The sequence below is a fragment of the Maridesulfovibrio bastinii DSM 16055 genome (genome assembly GCF_000429985.1).
Taxonomy (GTDB): Bacteria; Desulfobacterota; Desulfovibrionia; order Desulfovibrionales; family Desulfovibrionaceae; genus Maridesulfovibrio; species Maridesulfovibrio bastinii.
On the sequence record NZ_AUCX01000019.1, the window covers coordinates 77402 to 93759 of the forward strand.

Below are 16358 nucleotides of genomic sequence, written 5' to 3' on the forward strand. Positions count from 1 at the left end.
CTCTCGTAATAAACCGTAAAAAGGTCTGTTCAATTTTTGGGCAGACCTTTCTATTTCTATATCTTTAACGACTACACAAGATATACATAAAATCACAATATCATTCACCCTCACCAGTTGACACCAAAAATCGACAGCCCTCCCAAACACCCCAACTACACGCAAAAAAGGTTAACCCAAATAATGAGTTAAACCGTTAATATTATACTAGTTTTGTACTAGATTGTGACCCCGGCACCCAATAATTCCTCCCAATTCCCCCATCCATAAAAATCATCCCCCCTCACACCCACTTTAGATTTCTGACCTAGCCATTCAATTCTCCAGTCTTTCCATTTGTAGTCCTTTTTACGGACAGACATTGATTGTGAATCTGATATATTCAGCTGTGTTCAAATGATTTTTGCTTATGGCATTTGCTGACAACATTATATTGTAACGGGACATGATGATGAGAATCGAGAATATTAAAAGCTTACTGGCAGATGAGGGACTTCGCCCTAAAATTGATGATGATGGAGATTTATTCTTTAAGTATGAGGGTAATTCTTTCTTTTTGGATATTGATGAAGATGATCCGTGTTTTCTTAGAATTATACTTCCGAACTTCTGGGAATTTACGGATGAGATTCGTGAGACTGTGGGCATGGCTTGTCTTGAAGCAACAGCTCAAGCCAAGGTTGCAAAAATTTTCCCTGTTGAAAACAACATCTGGTCTTCCGCTGAATTATTTATTGCGGATGAAAAGACTCTCACTCCGATAATTTTCAGACTGTTGGATTCAGCTGTTGCCGCAGCAACAGTATTTATTGATATTATGGAAGAGAATCAGGCTGACTGAACTAAAAACAGCGGCCACCAAGGGGAGGCCGCTGTGATAAAAAGCTCTATGCTCACAACCTGAGCATAATTTATTTTGTAATTACATTAGATTTCTTCCAGAGAAACAGCCTTTTTAAAAGCCTGTACCGCTTCATCCTCTCGACCCGACTCTCTAAGAACGCAACCTTTGCCATACCATGCCTTGGCAAATTCATCGTTCAAAGCCAGACTCCGCTCATAAGCCTCAAGAGCATCGAGCAGCATTCCCAGCGCTCTATAGATATTACCTTTGCCATACCACGATGAGGCAAAATCATTATCCAGTGACAAAGCCTTATCATAAGACTCCATAGCCTCAGTAAACATTTCCTGTGTGTAAAAAGAATTACCGCGGCCATGCCATGCGTACTTATCTTCCGCATCCAGAGAAATTGCTTTATCAAACGCTTCTACAGCTTCCTTGTATCTTCCCAGATCATGGAGAGCATTTCCGCGCCCGTTCCACGAGAACACATTTTCCGGATCAATGGACAGAGCTTTATCAAAAGCCTCAAGAGCTTCGGTCGGACGGCCCATATCATCAAGGACATTGCCTCTGCCGCTCCATGCGTAGTCGTCTTCGTCATCCAGCTCAATAGCTTTATCAAAAGATTGTAAAGCTTCTTCGTTTCTTTCCAGTGAGTTAAAAATGTTGGCCCTGCCATTCCACGCATCAGAGCAATTCTCATCTATTGAAAGTGCTTTTTCAAACATTTCAAGAGCTTCAATTGTCTTACCTGTTTCATCAAGGGCATTTCCCATTCCACTCCACGCTTCAGCGAAATCATCCTTTAATTCAACAGCTTTTTTATAAGCTGCTACAGCTTCTTCGTAACGATCAAGTTCACGCAGCGCGCAGGCTTTGCCGTTCCATAAATCAGGATCATCTTCATCCAGTTTTAAAGCTTCCTTAAATGATTCAAGAGCTTCGGAAAAACGACCTGAATCATAAAAATCCACACCCTGATTATACAAGAATGAACTATTCTTTTCCGTCACTGCTATCTCTCCTGAAATATTTTATTCATTTTTTAATTTTTGCTTAGTGTAATCTCTTTCTCTGAACTTTTAAACAGATCTTGAAATCTATAAAAATTATTTACAATTTAATTAGGAAGTTGTCTGTAAAAACATTGCAGCAAAAAGAAAATTTATTCTAAAAACAATTTTTAATTTATTATTAAATATCAATATATTATCTAATTTAATATTCTGTACCTCTAAGCATAAAAAATTAATGATTATATGTTCTACTTTAGGAGTATGATAGCTTGATATTTATTTAATTTTACCCCGCTGACAAAATCATATAGACAGCTTTCATACTGATTGAATGTCTGTCTCGTCCTGCCGCAACGCACGCAGCCATTTATTTCACCACTTAGAATGACGGTACAGATACACAGGAATAAGAATGCTCGTAAAAATATCCAAAGACCTGACCATTGAAGGCTTATCCAAAGAAATAGCTGAAGAAATAAAAGACGCTCTGGTAATGCTCAATCCAGAATATCTAAACGCTATGAAATACAGGGGTAGAGCCTGGAAAATTAAAAAATATATCAAAATGTATTCCGCTGATCGCAGTGGACGCCTGCATTGCCCGCGAGGATTCGGAGTTGAACTCCACAAAATTCTTAAAGCTTCACATGAAGAAATTGTTTATGAAGATAACCGCAGGGAGCTGGAAGAAGTAGAATTTAAATTTCAAGGAGAGCTGCGGGACTATCAGCAGGAAGTTCTGGAAAGTTTTGCCAACCGTTCTCAGGGCGTGCTGGAAGCAGGCACAGGAGCAGGCAAAACGGTTGTTGCTCTGGCCCTTGCCGCACAGCGAAAACAGCCGACATTAGTCCTTGTCCATACCAAGGAACTCCTCCTGCAATGGATTGAAAGAATAAGGCAGTTTATCGGGATTGAAGCCGGACAGGTCGGGAATGGTAAATTTAAACTCAAACCGATCACCGTGGCGACCATACAGACAGCAAGAAACAGACTGGACAAGCTTGTTCCCGAATTCGGGCATGTTATTGTGGATGAATGTCACCGGGCTCCGGCAAGCACTTTTCAGGATGTGGTGACTTCTTTTGATGCCAAATATTTAACAGGACTTTCAGCAACCCCATACCGGGCCGACGGGCTGGATAAGATCATCAATCTAACACTTGGCGATGTGGTTCATCGTGTGGACCCCAGAAGACTTCAAAACAATGGAGCCATTCTCAAGCCGGAAGTAATCACCATTGAGACGGATTTTTTCTTCAAAGGTGATGCCTCCACAGAGTACTCCCAGATGATGACGGCTATAGCTGAAGACCCGGCACGCAATGCAGTAATAGCCTCATGTGTCAAAGAAGAACTGGAAAAAAGTCAAGGAACCCTGCTTCTTGTTGCAGATCGCACAGCGCATCTGGACTGGCTTGAAGCACTGCTGGCAAAATTAGACGTAGATGTTGCTGTTCTGACCGGTAAAACTCCGGCACTTCAACGGGAAGAAACTGTTGAAAAACTTAATGCCGGCGAAATAAAAGTTCTTGCCAGCACATCGTCACTCATTGGCGAAGGTTTCGACTGTCCCGGACTTTCGACACTTTTCCTGTGTTCTCCTATCAAGTCAAAAGGAAGATTGATCCAGATCATCGGCAGAATTTTAAGACCTGCCGATGGCAAGCGGCCAAGAATATATGATTTTGTGGATGACAAAGTTGGAGTGCTTAAACACAGTGCGGAAATTCGTCAAAAGATATATCTCGAAATAGTCTAAATCAATTTTCGTTAAGCTGAGCCTAAGCAGTAAAACTGTTAGCAGCAGATAACGAGACGCTATTAAAAACAGCACTTATTCAATAATAGCAGGGCCGGAAATCGTGATCATGATTTCCGGCCCTGCTATTATTCAATTAAGAGTATTTATTTTTTCTTAGGCTTATCTTTGGTCAGCTCATCCAGCTTCTTTTTGCTGGGCATCATAAAAACGAGTGGTATGAGCAAAAGAAAAAACAGCCCGAATATTATCGAGATATCATTGTATGCAAGCATAGTAGCCTGTCTTACAAGAGATTTTTCCAGCACACCTATGGCCAGATGGGTGGAATCAAGGATACTGTAGCCCAGATGATGCAGCATCCCCTGAATCTGTTGCAGGGTCTGCCGTGAGATATCACTGAAACTACTGATATGTTCGGAAAGGTAAGCTCTATGCATCTGAACACGGCGATCAAGGATCACAGCGACAAGGGCATAGCCGATGTTGCCACCGACCCTTCGGGATAAAGTGTACAGACTTGAAGCATCTGTCATATTACTGCGATCAACCGAGCAGAGTGAAACAGTACTCAAAGGAATAAACATAAACGGCATTCCCACACCCATGATCAGCAGCGGCATGATAAGATCACCAATACCGGCATTTGTGCTGAGTTGTCCGAGGTCATAATAGGAATACATGATGATGAAAATTCCGCAGAGCACAAGTACTCTTGCGCCGTATCTGGGGTAGAGCCAGCCGACAATCGGCATAAAAAACATCAGGGTTAAAGCTCTCGGAGCAAGGGCAAGTCCTGATTCAAAAGCAGGATATCCAAGAAGGTCCTGAGTAAATTGTGGCAGAACAAAGGTTGTTCCAAAAAGTGAAACCCCGAATATCAGCCCCATAACAAATCCGAGACTGAGGTTTTTATCTTTGAGAACCCTCAAATTTACTACCGGCTCATCATGATATAGTTCCCAAAAAATCATCACCAGCATACTGACACAGGTAATTATGGTGGTTACCAGAATAAAATTGGAATCAAACCAGTTATCTTCCTGTCCACGTTCAAGAACTATCTGCATGCCTGTCAGAAAGAGGGAAAGAAGAATAATTCCAACCCAGTCGATGGATTTTACTCCACGCTTGAGATAAGGCGGGTCATGCACAAATTTAATGGTCAGGATAATTCCAGCCACGCATACCGGCAGATTGATATAAAAAACCCACGGCCATCCCCAGCGGTCTGTAAGCCATCCTCCGCAGATAGGCCCCAAAGCCGGAGCGAGCACAACTCCCATCCCGAAAACAGCCATTGCCATTCCCTGTTTGGAAGCCGGAAAAGTTTCACGCAGAATAGCCTGAGAAACAGGAATAAGCGCACCGCCACCGATACCCTGAATAATTCTGTAAACAATCATCTGGGTGAATGATGTTGCGGTACCGCATAAAATGGAACCAATGGTAAACAGCACAAAAGACCAGACATATAAATTCTTACGCCCGATAAGTGAGCTCCACCATCCGGCCATAGTGACCATGATAATTTCAGCGATACTGTAACTTGTGGCGACCCATGTTATCGATGAAAGATTAGTGGCGAATGATCCCATCATGTGCGACATGGCCACGTTGACAACACTGGTGTCCATCACAGCCATAAAAGCACCGAAGACAACAGTGAATGCAATGGTCCACTGTTCGCCCGAAGACATCTCTTCAGGTTCTTTGAACATATTCGCCACCTATTTTTCCGGCAGTTCCGAAGAAGCTACATTGGTATAAGTGCCGTCACCTTCATATACATCCGAAACGTCCACATTCGGGATCACTGACATACCCGGCGCAAGCAGCGGCATGTTCTCGTTGCCACTGTCCTCAAAAACAATTTTAACAGGTACACGCTGAACAACTTTGATGAAGTTGCCGGCAGCATTTTCAGGAGGAAGCAGGGTAAAACGTGACCCTGTTCCACGCTGGACGGAATCTACACGTCCCTTGAAAACTCTGTCAGGATATGTATCAATTTCAATCTCAACCGGCTGTCCGGGATGAATATCTTCAATTTGTGTTTCCTTAAAATTGGCTACCACCCAGACTTTAGGGCTGACTATGGAAACAAGATTCTGTCCGACCTGAACATAATCACCGGCTTCAATACTTTTCTTTGTTATATATCCGTCAGTAGGAGCTGCTATTTTAGTATACGAAAGATTCTGCAGGGCCTTATCAAGCCTTGCTTTTGCTTCTTTAAGGTTCGCACTCTGCACTTCTATCTGGGCTTCAGCACGTTTAACATCACCCATAGCAGCTTTTACAGCGGCCCCGGCTTTCTGAATTTCAGCCGACTGGGTATTAAGCTTATATTTCGCAGAATTAAACTTTGCCCGGGATTCTCTCTGCTGTGCTTTGGCATGGTCAAATTCCTGCCTGCTAACAGCACCTTCCCTGACTATTTTAGTCATACGTTTGAAATCAGTCTCATCACGATCAAAGCTCGCTTTGTACTGTGCAATCTGTGCCTTGTAATCATCAAGCTCGGCCACCTGAGATCTCAGTTCAGCTTCCTGCTGTGCAAGAACATTTTTGGCGGCAAGGTAACGTGCTTCAGACACTTTTATCGATGACTCCACCGATTTTACCCCGGCTCTAGCTATTTCCACTGCGATGCTATAATCAACAGGATCAATTTCAGCTATCAGCTGACCTTTTTTCACATATTGGTTGTCTTTAATTTCAACCTTTAAAAGATGCCCTGAAATATGCGGACTTATTGAAACAACGTGTGCTTCCACAAAAGCGTCATCAGTTGATTCATGCGTCATAGCGTGATGATAAAAAGGGTACGCAACTCCAAGGCAACACAACACTGCAATTATTGAGATCAGGAAAACTTTCTTTTTACCGCGCAATAATCCGCCTTTTGAAGCTCCTGATTTTTTTTCTTCTGTATTCATACTTTTCTATGGGATAAATTTTTATTCAATTAAATATTATCAGAACAGGCTTAAACTTAATCAGGCTGCTCCAAGTGCTTTAAACACAAAGCCTAAGACATGCTTGCAAAGATCATCAAAGCTGATCTCTCCCGGCTTGAAAATGCAGACTGAGCGTATCATTCCGGGAATATAAATAGCTGAAAGCTCGGGCTTATCATCCTTAAATACTCCTTCATTAATGCCGCTGATGATTACGGACTCAATCAGTCCCCACAATTCCGCCTTTTTTTCCTCCCAGTCAGCATCACGCGGACAGATAAGCCCCCTGCTGACGAGATTTACATTGGAAGCTTTACGGGCAAGGTGTCTGACCATTTCTCTGACAATACAGGACATTTTTTCTTTACTGCCGATATCTTCACGCTTGACGGACTGCTCCATTTTATTGACGAGCATGACAAATTCACGAAAAAGGACCGCAAAATAGAGATCCTCTTTGCTCTCAAAATAAAGGTACAAAGTACCCTTACCCACTGAAGCTGCTTTGGCGACTTCGCTTAAAAGAACTTTATGGTAAGGCTTTTCAGCAAACATAACTCCTGCTGATTCAAGTATTCTTATTTCTTTCTCAGAATATTTTTTCATAGTTTTAGCTACTGTCTGTTCCGGTTAACTCCTGAAAAACTTAATTTCAGTTATAGAACTGACCAGTCAGTTCTCAGCAACAATTATGCTTCGCAACAGGCATTGTCAAAGACAAAAACAGTATTTTCACTTTTTTTGTTAACAATTTATAAATAATCAGTTAAAATTTAATATTTAAATATTTTCCCAATCATTAACTGATTCTTGCAATGCAGAACTCCCTCGGCTATCCATCCAGTAAAATTTAAATAGTTATAATTTTGAACACACAACTATCAGCAATAAAAATTTAAAAAAATTTCGGATATTAAATGTCGAACCCAAAAAAACGTATTATTCTGGCTGTCACCGGAGCAAGTGGAACTCTTTATGCTGTGAAACTTGCTGAAACCTTACAGTGTATAGAAAACGTTGAACTGCACCTGATCATATCCAATGCCGCATTTGAAGTGATGACTCTGGAAACATCTTTCAAACAGAGTGATTTGACCGATACAGCCGATTTCATATATTCTGAAGATAATATTGCGGCTGCACCGGCAAGCGGTTCATGGGAACACGACGGCATGGTGATCTGCCCCTGCTCGATGGCTTCTCTTTCAGCTGTATCCTCAGGACTGGGGAATAATCTGATCCACAGAAGCGCGGACGTATGCCTCAAAGAAAGAAGAAAACTTATTCTCATCACCCGCGAGACACCGCTAAGCCTGATACATATCAACAATATGCGCACTGTAACCATGGCCGGTGGAATAATAATGCCCGCATCTCCCGGGTTTTATCACCGTCCTGAAACTATTGATGATTTAGCCGCCCATCTTTGCGGCAGGATACTTGAACAATTAAAACTGCCCCACAATCTTTATAAACGCTGGGGTCAGGAATAATCGGAGTGACTTATGAAACATACCTTCACCTGGCACGGACACTCTAATTTCATGGTTGAATCGGGTGATAAAACAATTATCATCGATCCTTTTTTTTCAGGAAACCCAAGTGCCGATATCAGTTACGAAGAGATTGAAAAAGCAGATGTAATTCTGGTTACCCACGACCACGGTGATCACGTTGGACAGGCTCTTGAAATCGGAATTAAAACAGGAGCCTCCATAGTTGGTATTTTTGATACCCTCCAGAGATTCTCCCAGAAAGGAATGCCTAACGAACAACTGGTTGGCATGAATATAGGCGGCACTGTTACCGTTGCAGGTCTAAAAATAAAAATGGTTCAGGCTATGCACTCAGCCGAAACAGGAGCACCGGCTGGGTTTATTGTCACCTCGGAAGATGGTTTCTGCTTTTACTTTGCCGGTGATACGGGCCTTTTTTCGAGCATGGAGCTTTTTGCAAAATTCCATGATATTGATCTGGCTCTACTGCCTACTGGAGGCTGGTTTACTATGGATTCCAAAGAAGCCGCCTATGCGTGCGCTCTGCTTAAATGCAAAAAGGTAATTCCAATGCACTTCAGCACATTCCCCATACTGGAACAGGGCACTGACAGTTTCAAAAAATATCTTGAGGACTACTCTCCTGAAACCGAAATGCTTGAACTTTCACCAGGTAAGAGTGTGACACTTGAAAAATAAGCTGCACTAATACTTTTAAAAATAAGCTGCCAATTATTACAACTGGCAGCTTATTTTTATTTATTAATGACTTTACTTAGAATTACTTCCAGATATCAGCAGCAATTTTAGTCACAAGGCGTATTTTATTCCACTGGTCCTCTTCAGTCAGGGTATTACCCTCCTCAGTTGAAGAAAATCCGCACTGCGGACTCAAACACAACTGATTGATGGGGACAACTTCAGCAGCTTCAGCAATTCTCTCTTTTATTGCTTCTTCATCTTCAAGCTCACCTGTTTTAGACGATATGAGCCCCAGAACAACCTGCTGATCTTTTATAAATCTTAGTGGTGAAAAATCACCGGCCCTTTCAGTATCATACTCAAGGAAAAATCCATCCAGTCTGCCATCAGCAAAAAGAAACGGAGCAACAGGTTCATAGCCACCGCTTGAAAACCATGTGGATCTGTAATTACCACGGCAGATGTGCATGGTAATGCGCATATCAGCAGGACGGTCAGCAATAGCTCTGTTCACTATTTCCACATATTTCTTTGCCAGAAAATCGGGATTAATACCGCGTTCCAGAAGTTTTTCGCGCTGCTCTCCTGAACATAATGCGCCCCAGCTGGTGTCATCAAGCTGAAGGTATCTGCATCCGGCTGCATAAAACGCAGCTACTGCATCTTTATAAGCCTGCACAATTTCATCAATAAATTCATCTTCACTCTTATAGAAATCAGGAACTTCAAATTCTACATTTCTGATAGCCAGAACAAAATGCAGCATTGCAGGAGAAGGAATGGTCATCTTTGCCGTATGCGAACCAGCGCAACTTTTAAGGAATTTGAAATGTTCAATCATCGGATGGTTTGAGAAACCAATATGTCCTGCAACTTCAACGGTTTCGGCTCTTGTGTGCATTCCATGAAAAACAAAACCTTTTTCAGGCACTATTTTATTTATTCCATCCAAACCTTCCATAAAATCAAGATGCCACCAGCTGCGGCGAAATTCACCATCAGTTACTGACGACAATCCGCACTCAATCTGTCTGGCAACAAGTTCTGAAATCGCTTTATCTTCAATTTCCTTCAATTCTCTGGAATTAATTTTTCCTTCCTGAAAATCAGCTCTGGCAACTTTTACAGATTCAGGACGCAGAAAACTGCCAACATGATCAGCACGAAAAGGGGGAATATCTCTTGCAGTAGCATTTTCGAATAAATTGCTCATATCTCAACCTCTATTTATCTATAAGTTATCTAAAATTAATCGTCACAGGGCCACTAGAAAAGCATTTCAAGCAAAAGCAACCAACAACTCAATTCTTAATGAACTATATAAAGATATTTATATATAGACCATAATAGATATTGTCAATTGAAAATCACTTTCAAAAGATAAATATTATCATTTAATTAATGATCAAACTTAAATGAGGATTACAATTTATTCTGAAAAATAATCCGAACCAATCAGGATCAGCTCTTAAAATATTCAATTAAATAAGACTGCAACACATTTAACAATGTGACTTGCATATCTTTAAAACTGATTACTAACTAATTAATTTTATTGGCAATACTTAAACAGGCAGTAGGTATAATCCTACTGTAAGAATATTTCACAGGCTCTGAAAGGCATGATAAATTTGCTCAGCCTTCTTTTGTCCTATACCCTCAATAGCGGAAAGCTCCTCTGTTGAGGCTTTCTTCATATCTTCAACCGAATTAAAATTATCCCAGAGTAAGCGCGCAGTTTTAGGACCGATTCCCGGCATGGATAATAGTTCACTGTTCAATGTTTTCTTTTTACGACTTTTGCGTTGACGCCCGATTACAAATCTATGAGCTTCATCACGAATCTGTTGCAGGTATAACAATTCAGGGCTGCCCGGTTTGAGCGGCAGGTGATTTTTACGCCCCGGTCTGAAAATTCTATCATCAAGCTCCCCTGCTTTTCTTGTCGGACCTTTGGCGATTGAAGATAATGCCGGAGCAGGTTCTTCTTCCTTCCAGAATTCTGCGAATGCTTTCTCAACAGAATTCAACTGCCCCAGTCCGCCATCTATAAGTATAAGGTCTGGCCACGGAGGGCCGGATTCTATCCTGCGGGAAACCCAGTTATAAAGAGCGGCATAATCATCGCTGGAGTTTTCAAGCTCTGGAAACGAATAAACACGGTATTGGCTTTTTTCAGGCAGGGCCTCCTCATAGACTACCATGCCGACCCGCATCCCTTCCCCGCCAAGATGGGAAGCATCAATGCACTCAATTCGCGCTGGAGGCTCGGATAATTTCAATTTTGCAGCCAGAACTTCGAGAATAGATTCTTTTTTACGCTCTGAGGCATTTAACAAAGCGTTCCTGCGGGCAATTTCAAGCAGATTCTTTTCCTCAAGAGAATGAGGTACTCTGATACTCACCTGAGATTTGCTGCGTTCAGAAAGAAGCTCCATTGCAGATGCAAGATCAAGCTCAAACGGAATCAAAATTTTTCCGGGTATGAATTTTGTTGAAGAGTAAAACTGGCTTAAAAAGCTGGAGAGAACTTCTTCACTGTCATCCATAGTTAACCCCGGCCAGAAGAAACTTTTATTATCAAGGAGCCGTCCCTGCCTTATAAAAAGCAGCCCGAGCCCGAGACCCTGATCGGTTGCAGCCAGAGCAATTATATCCATATCTGAAAAGGAGTTAAGAACAACTGACTGTTTTTCAATTGTCCGCCTAATAGCTTTTAGCTGATCTCTGAATTTTGCAGCCTGCTCAAATTCAAGATTTTCAGAAGCATTTTTCATATCCGCTTCCAGCGAACCTACAAGCTCCGAGGCTTTACCGGAAAGAAGCTGTTCCACTTTTTTGACATGTTCCATGTAATCCGCCCGGGGAACAAAATTAACACACGGTCCCAGACACTGGCCCATGTCATGATACAAACACGGGCGGGACCTGTTTTTAAATGATGTATCCGAGCATTTTCTAAGCGGAAAAACCTTGCCCAGAATTTTCCATGTTTCCCTTGCAAAATAACTGGATGTGTAAGGTCCGAAATATACCGAACCGTCCCGGACAACTTTTCTGGTGATCCTAAGCCTCGGATATTCAGCCTTTTTATCCAGACGAAATAAAACATACTGTTTATCATCCCGCAAAACTATATTGTACTTCGGACGATGCTTTTTTATCAGGCTGGATTCAAGCAGCAGAGCTTCTTTCTCCGTAGAAGTGGCAAGTATGTCTATTTTCCTGATTTTAGAAACCATAACCTTTGTCTTAGGTGTATGGCGGTCAACGGATCTGAAATATGACGAAAGTCTTTTTCTTAAATTTAAAGCTTTACCTACATATATAATACGACCCGACTCGTCTTTCATTAAATATACGCCGGGTGAGGTTGTATAATCAGCACTTTTGAATTCAAATTCCATTCAGACATCCTGTACAATTTTTTATACTGTTTCTATGAACAATTTTGAAATATGACCTGCAATGATCCATGTCAACCATGGAACTGTAAGCAAAAAACAGGCTTCGGCCCATCAGTTTTAATAAGTTTTATAAAAATAGCCGGTATAAAAATTTTGACGGTAAAAAAATTTAAACTTTAGTCAAAAAAATGTAATTTTTGTCTTGCAAAGCTTTTTCCTTGCATATACAAGGGGTCTTGAAGGTAGGCGTTGGTCTATTGTTTAATTATCTTTTTTAGCAAAAGAAGGAAGGAATTTAATTATGAAACGTTTGGTAGTACTTGCCATCACCGCAGCATTCGTGCTCGGCATGATCGGCTCCGCATTTGCCGGCGTTGACCTGGAAGCAACTGGTAAATTCCAGTTCCAGGCCGACTTCACTCAGAATCCTAACTTTAAAGACGCTGACCAGAATAGCGACGACCATGACAGTCTGAACTTCTGGTTCCGCGCACGTACACAGTTCCGCATGATTGCCAATGAAAACTTGTGGGCAGTTCTGTACACTGAATACAAAGCAAGAATCGGCTCAGAAGGTGCTGACACCCTCGGAGGTGGCGGAACCGATAGCCGTACTCTTAAAGTTAAACAGGCTTACTTGGGCTTCCGTTACCCCGGTACTGAAGTATACACTCAGGCTGGTATCTTCGACCTGAACATGCCTCAGGCTGCTGGTAACAACAACATGATCATTGGTGACTATCACACTGGTGCTATCGCTGTTGAAGCTCCTATCACTGACGCAGTTAAACTGACTGTTGGTTTTGCTCGTCCTTTCGACTCCAACTCAAGTGACACTAAAGAAAATTTGACTTCATCTACCAACATGGACGATGAAATGGATCTTTTCTTTGCAACCGTTCCTGTTACCATTGATGGTTTCAAGGCAACTCCATGGTTTGCATACGCTATGATCGGTCAGGACACATTTGATGACACTAGAACTTCAGCCAAAAAGGGTGTTAGCTCTCTTGCAGGTATGACAGGTCCCGATGCTACATACTTCACCGATGATGTTACCGCATGGTGGCTCGGTGGTGCTTTCGAAGTAACCATGTTCGACCCGATCATCTTTAAAGCTGACGTTTTCTACGGTTCCGTAGATGCCGATCAGAGCCAAAATGATCGTGAAGGCTGGGGCTTTGATGGTTCTGTTGCTTACACCGGTCTTGATTTCGTAAAACCCAAATTCGTATTCACCTACACCTCTGGTGAAGATGATGACAAAGATAACGGTTCTGAACGTCTTCCCGTTCTCCACAGTGACTTCGGTTTCGGTTCCTACTACCAGGTTGGTTCCGCTTTCACCGGCGACACTGATGGTCTCCAGGGCGACCAGAATGGTTACTGGACAATCGGTCTCTGCTTTGACGATATCTCTTTCATCGAAAAACTGACCCACTCCGTAAACTTCTTGTACTACCAGGGTACCAACGATGCTGACCTCATCAAAAAGAACCCCGGTGGTCTTACTAACATCGACAGTGACGGTTCCTTCCTGACTGACGAAGATCATCTGTTTGAAGTTGACATCAACACCAACTACCAGATCTATGACGAACTGGCAGCTATCGTTGAATTCAGCTACATCAATGCAGACTTCGATCAGGATACTTGGAAAAATTACGGAGCAACTCCTCGTAACGGTGACTCCGACGCTTACAAGTTCGCTGTTGGCCTCATCTACAACTTCTAATTACAGCTGATTTTACATAGACCATACGCCGGGGCCGGGAGCATAAGCTTCCGGCCTTTTTTTATTTGAATCAAACCTTGTTACCTGTGGGACAAGACTCGACTTTTAATTTGCATTGGGATAGATAACCCGGCATAAATATATGATACAAAGTTAACTTCATCAAAATTACTAAACAAGGAAGCCTAGATATGGCCTGTAAAGAAATTTTTTATTCCGGTTCCGAAGACTGGCCTGAAATTAAAGACTGGCTTGACCTGAGAAAAAACCCTGAAAGCAAAGTTGACGATATCGTCCGCGAAATTCTGGCTAATGTCCGTAAAAACGGAGACAGTGCGCTGATCGAATATACTAGAAAATTCGACTGCCCGGATTTCAACGAATCTATGATGCGAGTCAGTCTGGATCAGATGTCCATGGCCTTTGCCGAAGTTAAAAATGAAGATCTCGAAATAATCGAAGAGTCCATAAGAAATGTTCGCGACTTCCATCGCAGGCAGGTTGAAGAATCATGGATGACCACTAAGGAAGACGGTACTATTCTGGGACAGATAGTTCGCCCGGTTGATAGAGTTGGACTTTATGTTCCTGGTGGTCAGGGCGGAGAAACACCCCTTATTTCCAGCATGATAATGAATGCTGTTCCGGCTCAGGTTGCCGGAGTAAAAGAAATTGCCGTAATCTCACCTCCGAGAAAAGATGGAACTCTCAATCCATATATTATTGCTACAGCTAAAGAACTCGGTATAAACGAAGTCTACGTTTCCGGCAGTGCATGGGCCATCGCTGCTCTTGCCTACGGAACAGAAACTATAAAGCCGTGCGATGTCATAGCCGGACCGGGTAATGTTTTTGTAGCAACTGCTAAAAGCCAGCTGGTTGGTGAAGTAGGAATTGATATGATTGCCGGACCAAGTGAAATTGCAATCATTGCTGATTCTTCAGCCAATCCGATCTGGACTGCTGCGGATATGCTTTCACAGGCCGAACATGATCCTCTTGCTTCTTCAATTCTCATTACCGACAATGAAGCCCTTGCTGAAAAAGTAACCGAAGAGCTTTCATTACAGGCATCAAGACTCCCAAGAGGTGAAATAGCACTCAAATCCCTTGCCGCATGGGGAGCTATTGTAACTGTGAACAGTATGAATGCCGCAATTGATCTGGTTAACCGCATAGCTCCTGAACATCTGGAACTTTCGGTTAGCGATCCATGGTCCATTCTGGGTAGAATCTCCCACGCTGGTGCAATATTTATGGGACATCACTGTCCTGAACCGGTCGGCGACTACTTTGCAGGACCAAACCATGTTCTGCCCACTGTCGGCACAGCCAGATTTTCTTCCGCTCTTTCCGTGGAAACTTTCTGCAAAAAATCAAGTCTGATTTATACAGACAAAAATTATGTCACGCGCCACGGAGCAAAAATAGCCCGCATGGCACGTCTGGAAGGGCTTGAAGCTCACGCCCGCTCAATTGAATCACGCTACAAATAAAGCGAGGAAAATCATAATGTCACAATCAGCTGTAACTGAAACGGATATCAAGGAGCTCAAGCTTCTTTCACGTGGTAAAGTTCGCGATATTTATGAAATTGATGCTGACAAACTGTTGATAATAACAACTGACAGAATCTCCGCATACGATGTCATCATGCCCAATCCCATTGATGACAAGGGTAAAATCCTGAACCAGATCACTCTGTTCTGGATGGATAAAATAAAAGATATCATCCCCAACCACACAATATCTTCCAAGGTTGAGGAATATCCTGAAGTTCTGCACAAATACAAAGATCAGCTTGAAGGTAGAAGCGTAATAGTCCGCAAAGCAAAACCACTGCCCATCGAATGTATTGTTCGCGGCTACATCACCGGTTCAGGCTGGAAAGATTATCTTAAAACAGGCAAAGTAAGCGGGCACAACCTTCCTGAAGGTCTTAAAGAATCCGAAATGCTTGCTGAGCCGCTTTTTACTCCATCAACTAAAGCCGACCTCGGTGAACATGATGAAAACATCACCGTGGAAAAGGCTATGGAAATGCTTGGTGATGATCTGCTTGAAAAGGTACAGAATACTACCCTTTCTATCTATAAACGCGCTCGTGACTATGCCCGTGAACGAGGAATTATCATTGCTGATACAAAATTCGAATTCGGTCTGGTCGACGGTGAGCTAATCATCATTGATGAAGTTTTAACTCCTGATTCTTCTCGCTTCTGGCCTATGGAAGGCTATGAAGCAGGCAAGTCCCAGCCAAGTTTTGACAAACAGTTCCTGCGTGACTGGCTGACGGATATAAAATTTAATAAAATGCCCCCGGCTCCTGAAATTCCGGAAGAAATTCAGACCAAAACCAGAAACAAATATCTGGAAGCATATAAACTTCTTACAGGATCAGATCTGGAAGCATAATTTCGCACCCTAAAATTA

13 protein-coding genes are annotated in these 16358 nt (G+C 42.4%); 7 read left to right on the forward strand and 6 right to left on the reverse strand.

The window, feature by feature from the left end; genetic code table 11:
• Nucleotides 1-451 precede the first annotated feature (451 nt).
• On the forward strand, nucleotides 452-841 hold the full coding sequence (locus tag G496_RS19410; protein WP_051294978.1) for a hypothetical protein: 390 nt from the start codon (nucleotides 452-454) through the stop codon (nucleotides 839-841).
• 86 nt (nucleotides 842-927) lie between these two features.
• On the opposite strand, the gene G496_RS19415 is transcribed toward G496_RS19410, so the two are convergent.
• Nucleotides 928-1860, reverse strand: coding sequence for a tetratricopeptide repeat protein (locus G496_RS19415; protein ID WP_084407544.1), 933 nt, complete (start codon nucleotides 1858-1860; stop codon nucleotides 928-930).
• Between the two features lie 415 nt (nucleotides 1861-2275).
• Between G496_RS19415 and G496_RS0110750 the strand changes: the two genes are divergently transcribed.
• Nucleotides 2276-3622: a DEAD/DEAH box helicase gene (locus G496_RS0110750; RefSeq protein ID WP_027179296.1), complete on the forward strand. Its 1347-nt coding sequence runs from the start codon at nucleotides 2276-2278 to the stop codon at nucleotides 3620-3622.
• Nucleotides 3623-3768: 146 nt separating this feature from the next.
• On the opposite strand, the gene G496_RS0110755 is transcribed toward G496_RS0110750, so the two are convergent.
• Genes G496_RS0110755 through G496_RS0110765 form a run of 3 tightly spaced genes read right to left on the reverse strand, consistent with a single transcriptional unit; the run spans nucleotide 3769 to nucleotide 7191 of the window.
• On the reverse strand, nucleotides 3769-5343 hold the full coding sequence (locus G496_RS0110755) for a DHA2 family efflux MFS transporter permease subunit (RefSeq protein ID WP_245577900.1): 1575 nt from the start codon (nucleotides 5341-5343) through the stop codon (nucleotides 3769-3771).
• A 9-nt stretch (nucleotides 5344-5352) separates the two neighbouring features.
• Nucleotides 5353-6564: an HlyD family secretion protein gene (locus G496_RS19420; protein WP_051294980.1), complete on the reverse strand. Its 1212-nt coding sequence runs from the start codon at nucleotides 6562-6564 to the stop codon at nucleotides 5353-5355.
• 60 nt (nucleotides 6565-6624) lie between these two features.
• Complete coding sequence (locus tag G496_RS0110765) at nucleotides 6625-7191, reverse strand: TetR/AcrR family transcriptional regulator (RefSeq protein WP_027179298.1); 567 nt, start codon at nucleotides 7189-7191, stop codon at nucleotides 6625-6627.
• Nucleotides 7192-7502: 311 nt separating this feature from the next.
• Here G496_RS0110765 and G496_RS0110770 point away from each other — a divergent pair, with 311 nt between their 5' ends.
• Together G496_RS0110770 and G496_RS0110775 are read left to right on the forward strand one after the other, a co-directional pair.
• Nucleotides 7503-8078 (forward strand): UbiX family flavin prenyltransferase, encoded by a 576-nt coding sequence (locus G496_RS0110770; protein WP_027179299.1) that lies wholly within the window; start codon nucleotides 7503-7505, stop codon nucleotides 8076-8078.
• A gap of 12 nt (nucleotides 8079-8090) precedes the next feature.
• A complete protein-coding gene (locus G496_RS0110775; RefSeq protein ID WP_027179300.1) occupies nucleotides 8091-8780 on the forward strand; it encodes a metal-dependent hydrolase in 690 nt (229 codons plus the stop codon).
• Nucleotides 8781-8862: 82 nt separating this feature from the next.
• On the opposite strand, the gene G496_RS0110780 is transcribed toward G496_RS0110775, so the two are convergent.
• Both G496_RS0110780 and uvrC read right to left on the reverse strand, forming a co-directional pair.
• The gene (locus tag G496_RS0110780; protein ID WP_034633024.1) at nucleotides 8863-9996 is read right to left on the reverse strand and encodes a 5-methyltetrahydropteroyltriglutamate--homocysteine S-methyltransferase; all 1134 of its coding nucleotides are present in this window, start codon (nucleotides 9994-9996) and stop codon (nucleotides 8863-8865) included.
• A gap of 391 nt (nucleotides 9997-10387) precedes the next feature.
• Nucleotides 10388-12190: an excinuclease ABC subunit UvrC gene (uvrC, locus tag G496_RS0110785; protein ID WP_027179302.1), complete on the reverse strand. Its 1803-nt coding sequence runs from the start codon at nucleotides 12188-12190 to the stop codon at nucleotides 10388-10390.
• A 301-nt stretch (nucleotides 12191-12491) separates the two neighbouring features.
• On the opposite strand from uvrC, the gene G496_RS0110790 reads away from it, so the two are divergent.
• From G496_RS0110790 to G496_RS0110800, 3 genes are all read left to right on the forward strand, one after another.
• Nucleotides 12492-13925 (forward strand): outer membrane homotrimeric porin, encoded by a 1434-nt coding sequence (locus tag G496_RS0110790; protein ID WP_027179303.1) that lies wholly within the window; start codon nucleotides 12492-12494, stop codon nucleotides 13923-13925.
• 191 nt (nucleotides 13926-14116) lie between these two features.
• Nucleotides 14117-15421 (forward strand): histidinol dehydrogenase, encoded by a 1305-nt coding sequence (gene hisD / locus G496_RS0110795; protein ID WP_027179304.1) that lies wholly within the window; start codon nucleotides 14117-14119, stop codon nucleotides 15419-15421.
• A 16-nt stretch (nucleotides 15422-15437) separates the two neighbouring features.
• On the forward strand, nucleotides 15438-16340 hold the full coding sequence (locus G496_RS0110800) for a phosphoribosylaminoimidazolesuccinocarboxamide synthase (protein WP_027179305.1): 903 nt from the start codon (nucleotides 15438-15440) through the stop codon (nucleotides 16338-16340).
• The last annotated feature ends 18 nt before the right edge of the window (nucleotides 16341-16358 follow it).

Bases quoted from the DNA above. Each gene is read 5' to 3' on its own strand.
- G496_RS19410 (WP_051294978.1), top strand. From the start codon at position 452: ATGAGAATCGAGAATATTAAAAGCTTACTGGCAGATGAGGGACTTCGC.
- G496_RS0110750 (WP_027179296.1), top strand. From the start codon at position 2,276: ATGCTCGTAAAAATATCCAAAGACCTGACCATTGAAGGCTTATCCAAA.
- G496_RS0110755 (WP_245577900.1), bottom strand. From the start codon at position 5,343: ATGTTCAAAGAACCTGAAGAGATGTCTTCGGGCGAACAGTGGACCATT.
- G496_RS19420 (WP_051294980.1), bottom strand. From the start codon at position 6,564: ATGAATACAGAAGAAAAAAAATCAGGAGCTTCAAAAGGCGGATTATTG.
- G496_RS0110765 (WP_027179298.1), bottom strand. From the start codon at position 7,191: ATGAAAAAATATTCTGAGAAAGAAATAAGAATACTTGAATCAGCAGGA.
- G496_RS0110770 (WP_027179299.1), top strand. From the start codon at position 7,503: ATGTCGAACCCAAAAAAACGTATTATTCTGGCTGTCACCGGAGCAAGT.
- G496_RS0110775 (WP_027179300.1), top strand. From the start codon at position 8,091: ATGAAACATACCTTCACCTGGCACGGACACTCTAATTTCATGGTTGAA.
- G496_RS0110780 (WP_034633024.1), bottom strand. From the start codon at position 9,996: ATGAGCAATTTATTCGAAAATGCTACTGCAAGAGATATTCCCCCTTTT.
- uvrC (WP_027179302.1), bottom strand. From the start codon at position 12,190: ATGGAATTTGAATTCAAAAGTGCTGATTATACAACCTCACCCGGCGTA.
- G496_RS0110790 (WP_027179303.1), top strand. From the start codon at position 12,492: ATGAAACGTTTGGTAGTACTTGCCATCACCGCAGCATTCGTGCTCGGC.
- hisD (WP_027179304.1), top strand. From the start codon at position 14,117: ATGGCCTGTAAAGAAATTTTTTATTCCGGTTCCGAAGACTGGCCTGAA.
- G496_RS0110800 (WP_027179305.1), top strand. From the start codon at position 15,438: ATGTCACAATCAGCTGTAACTGAAACGGATATCAAGGAGCTCAAGCTT.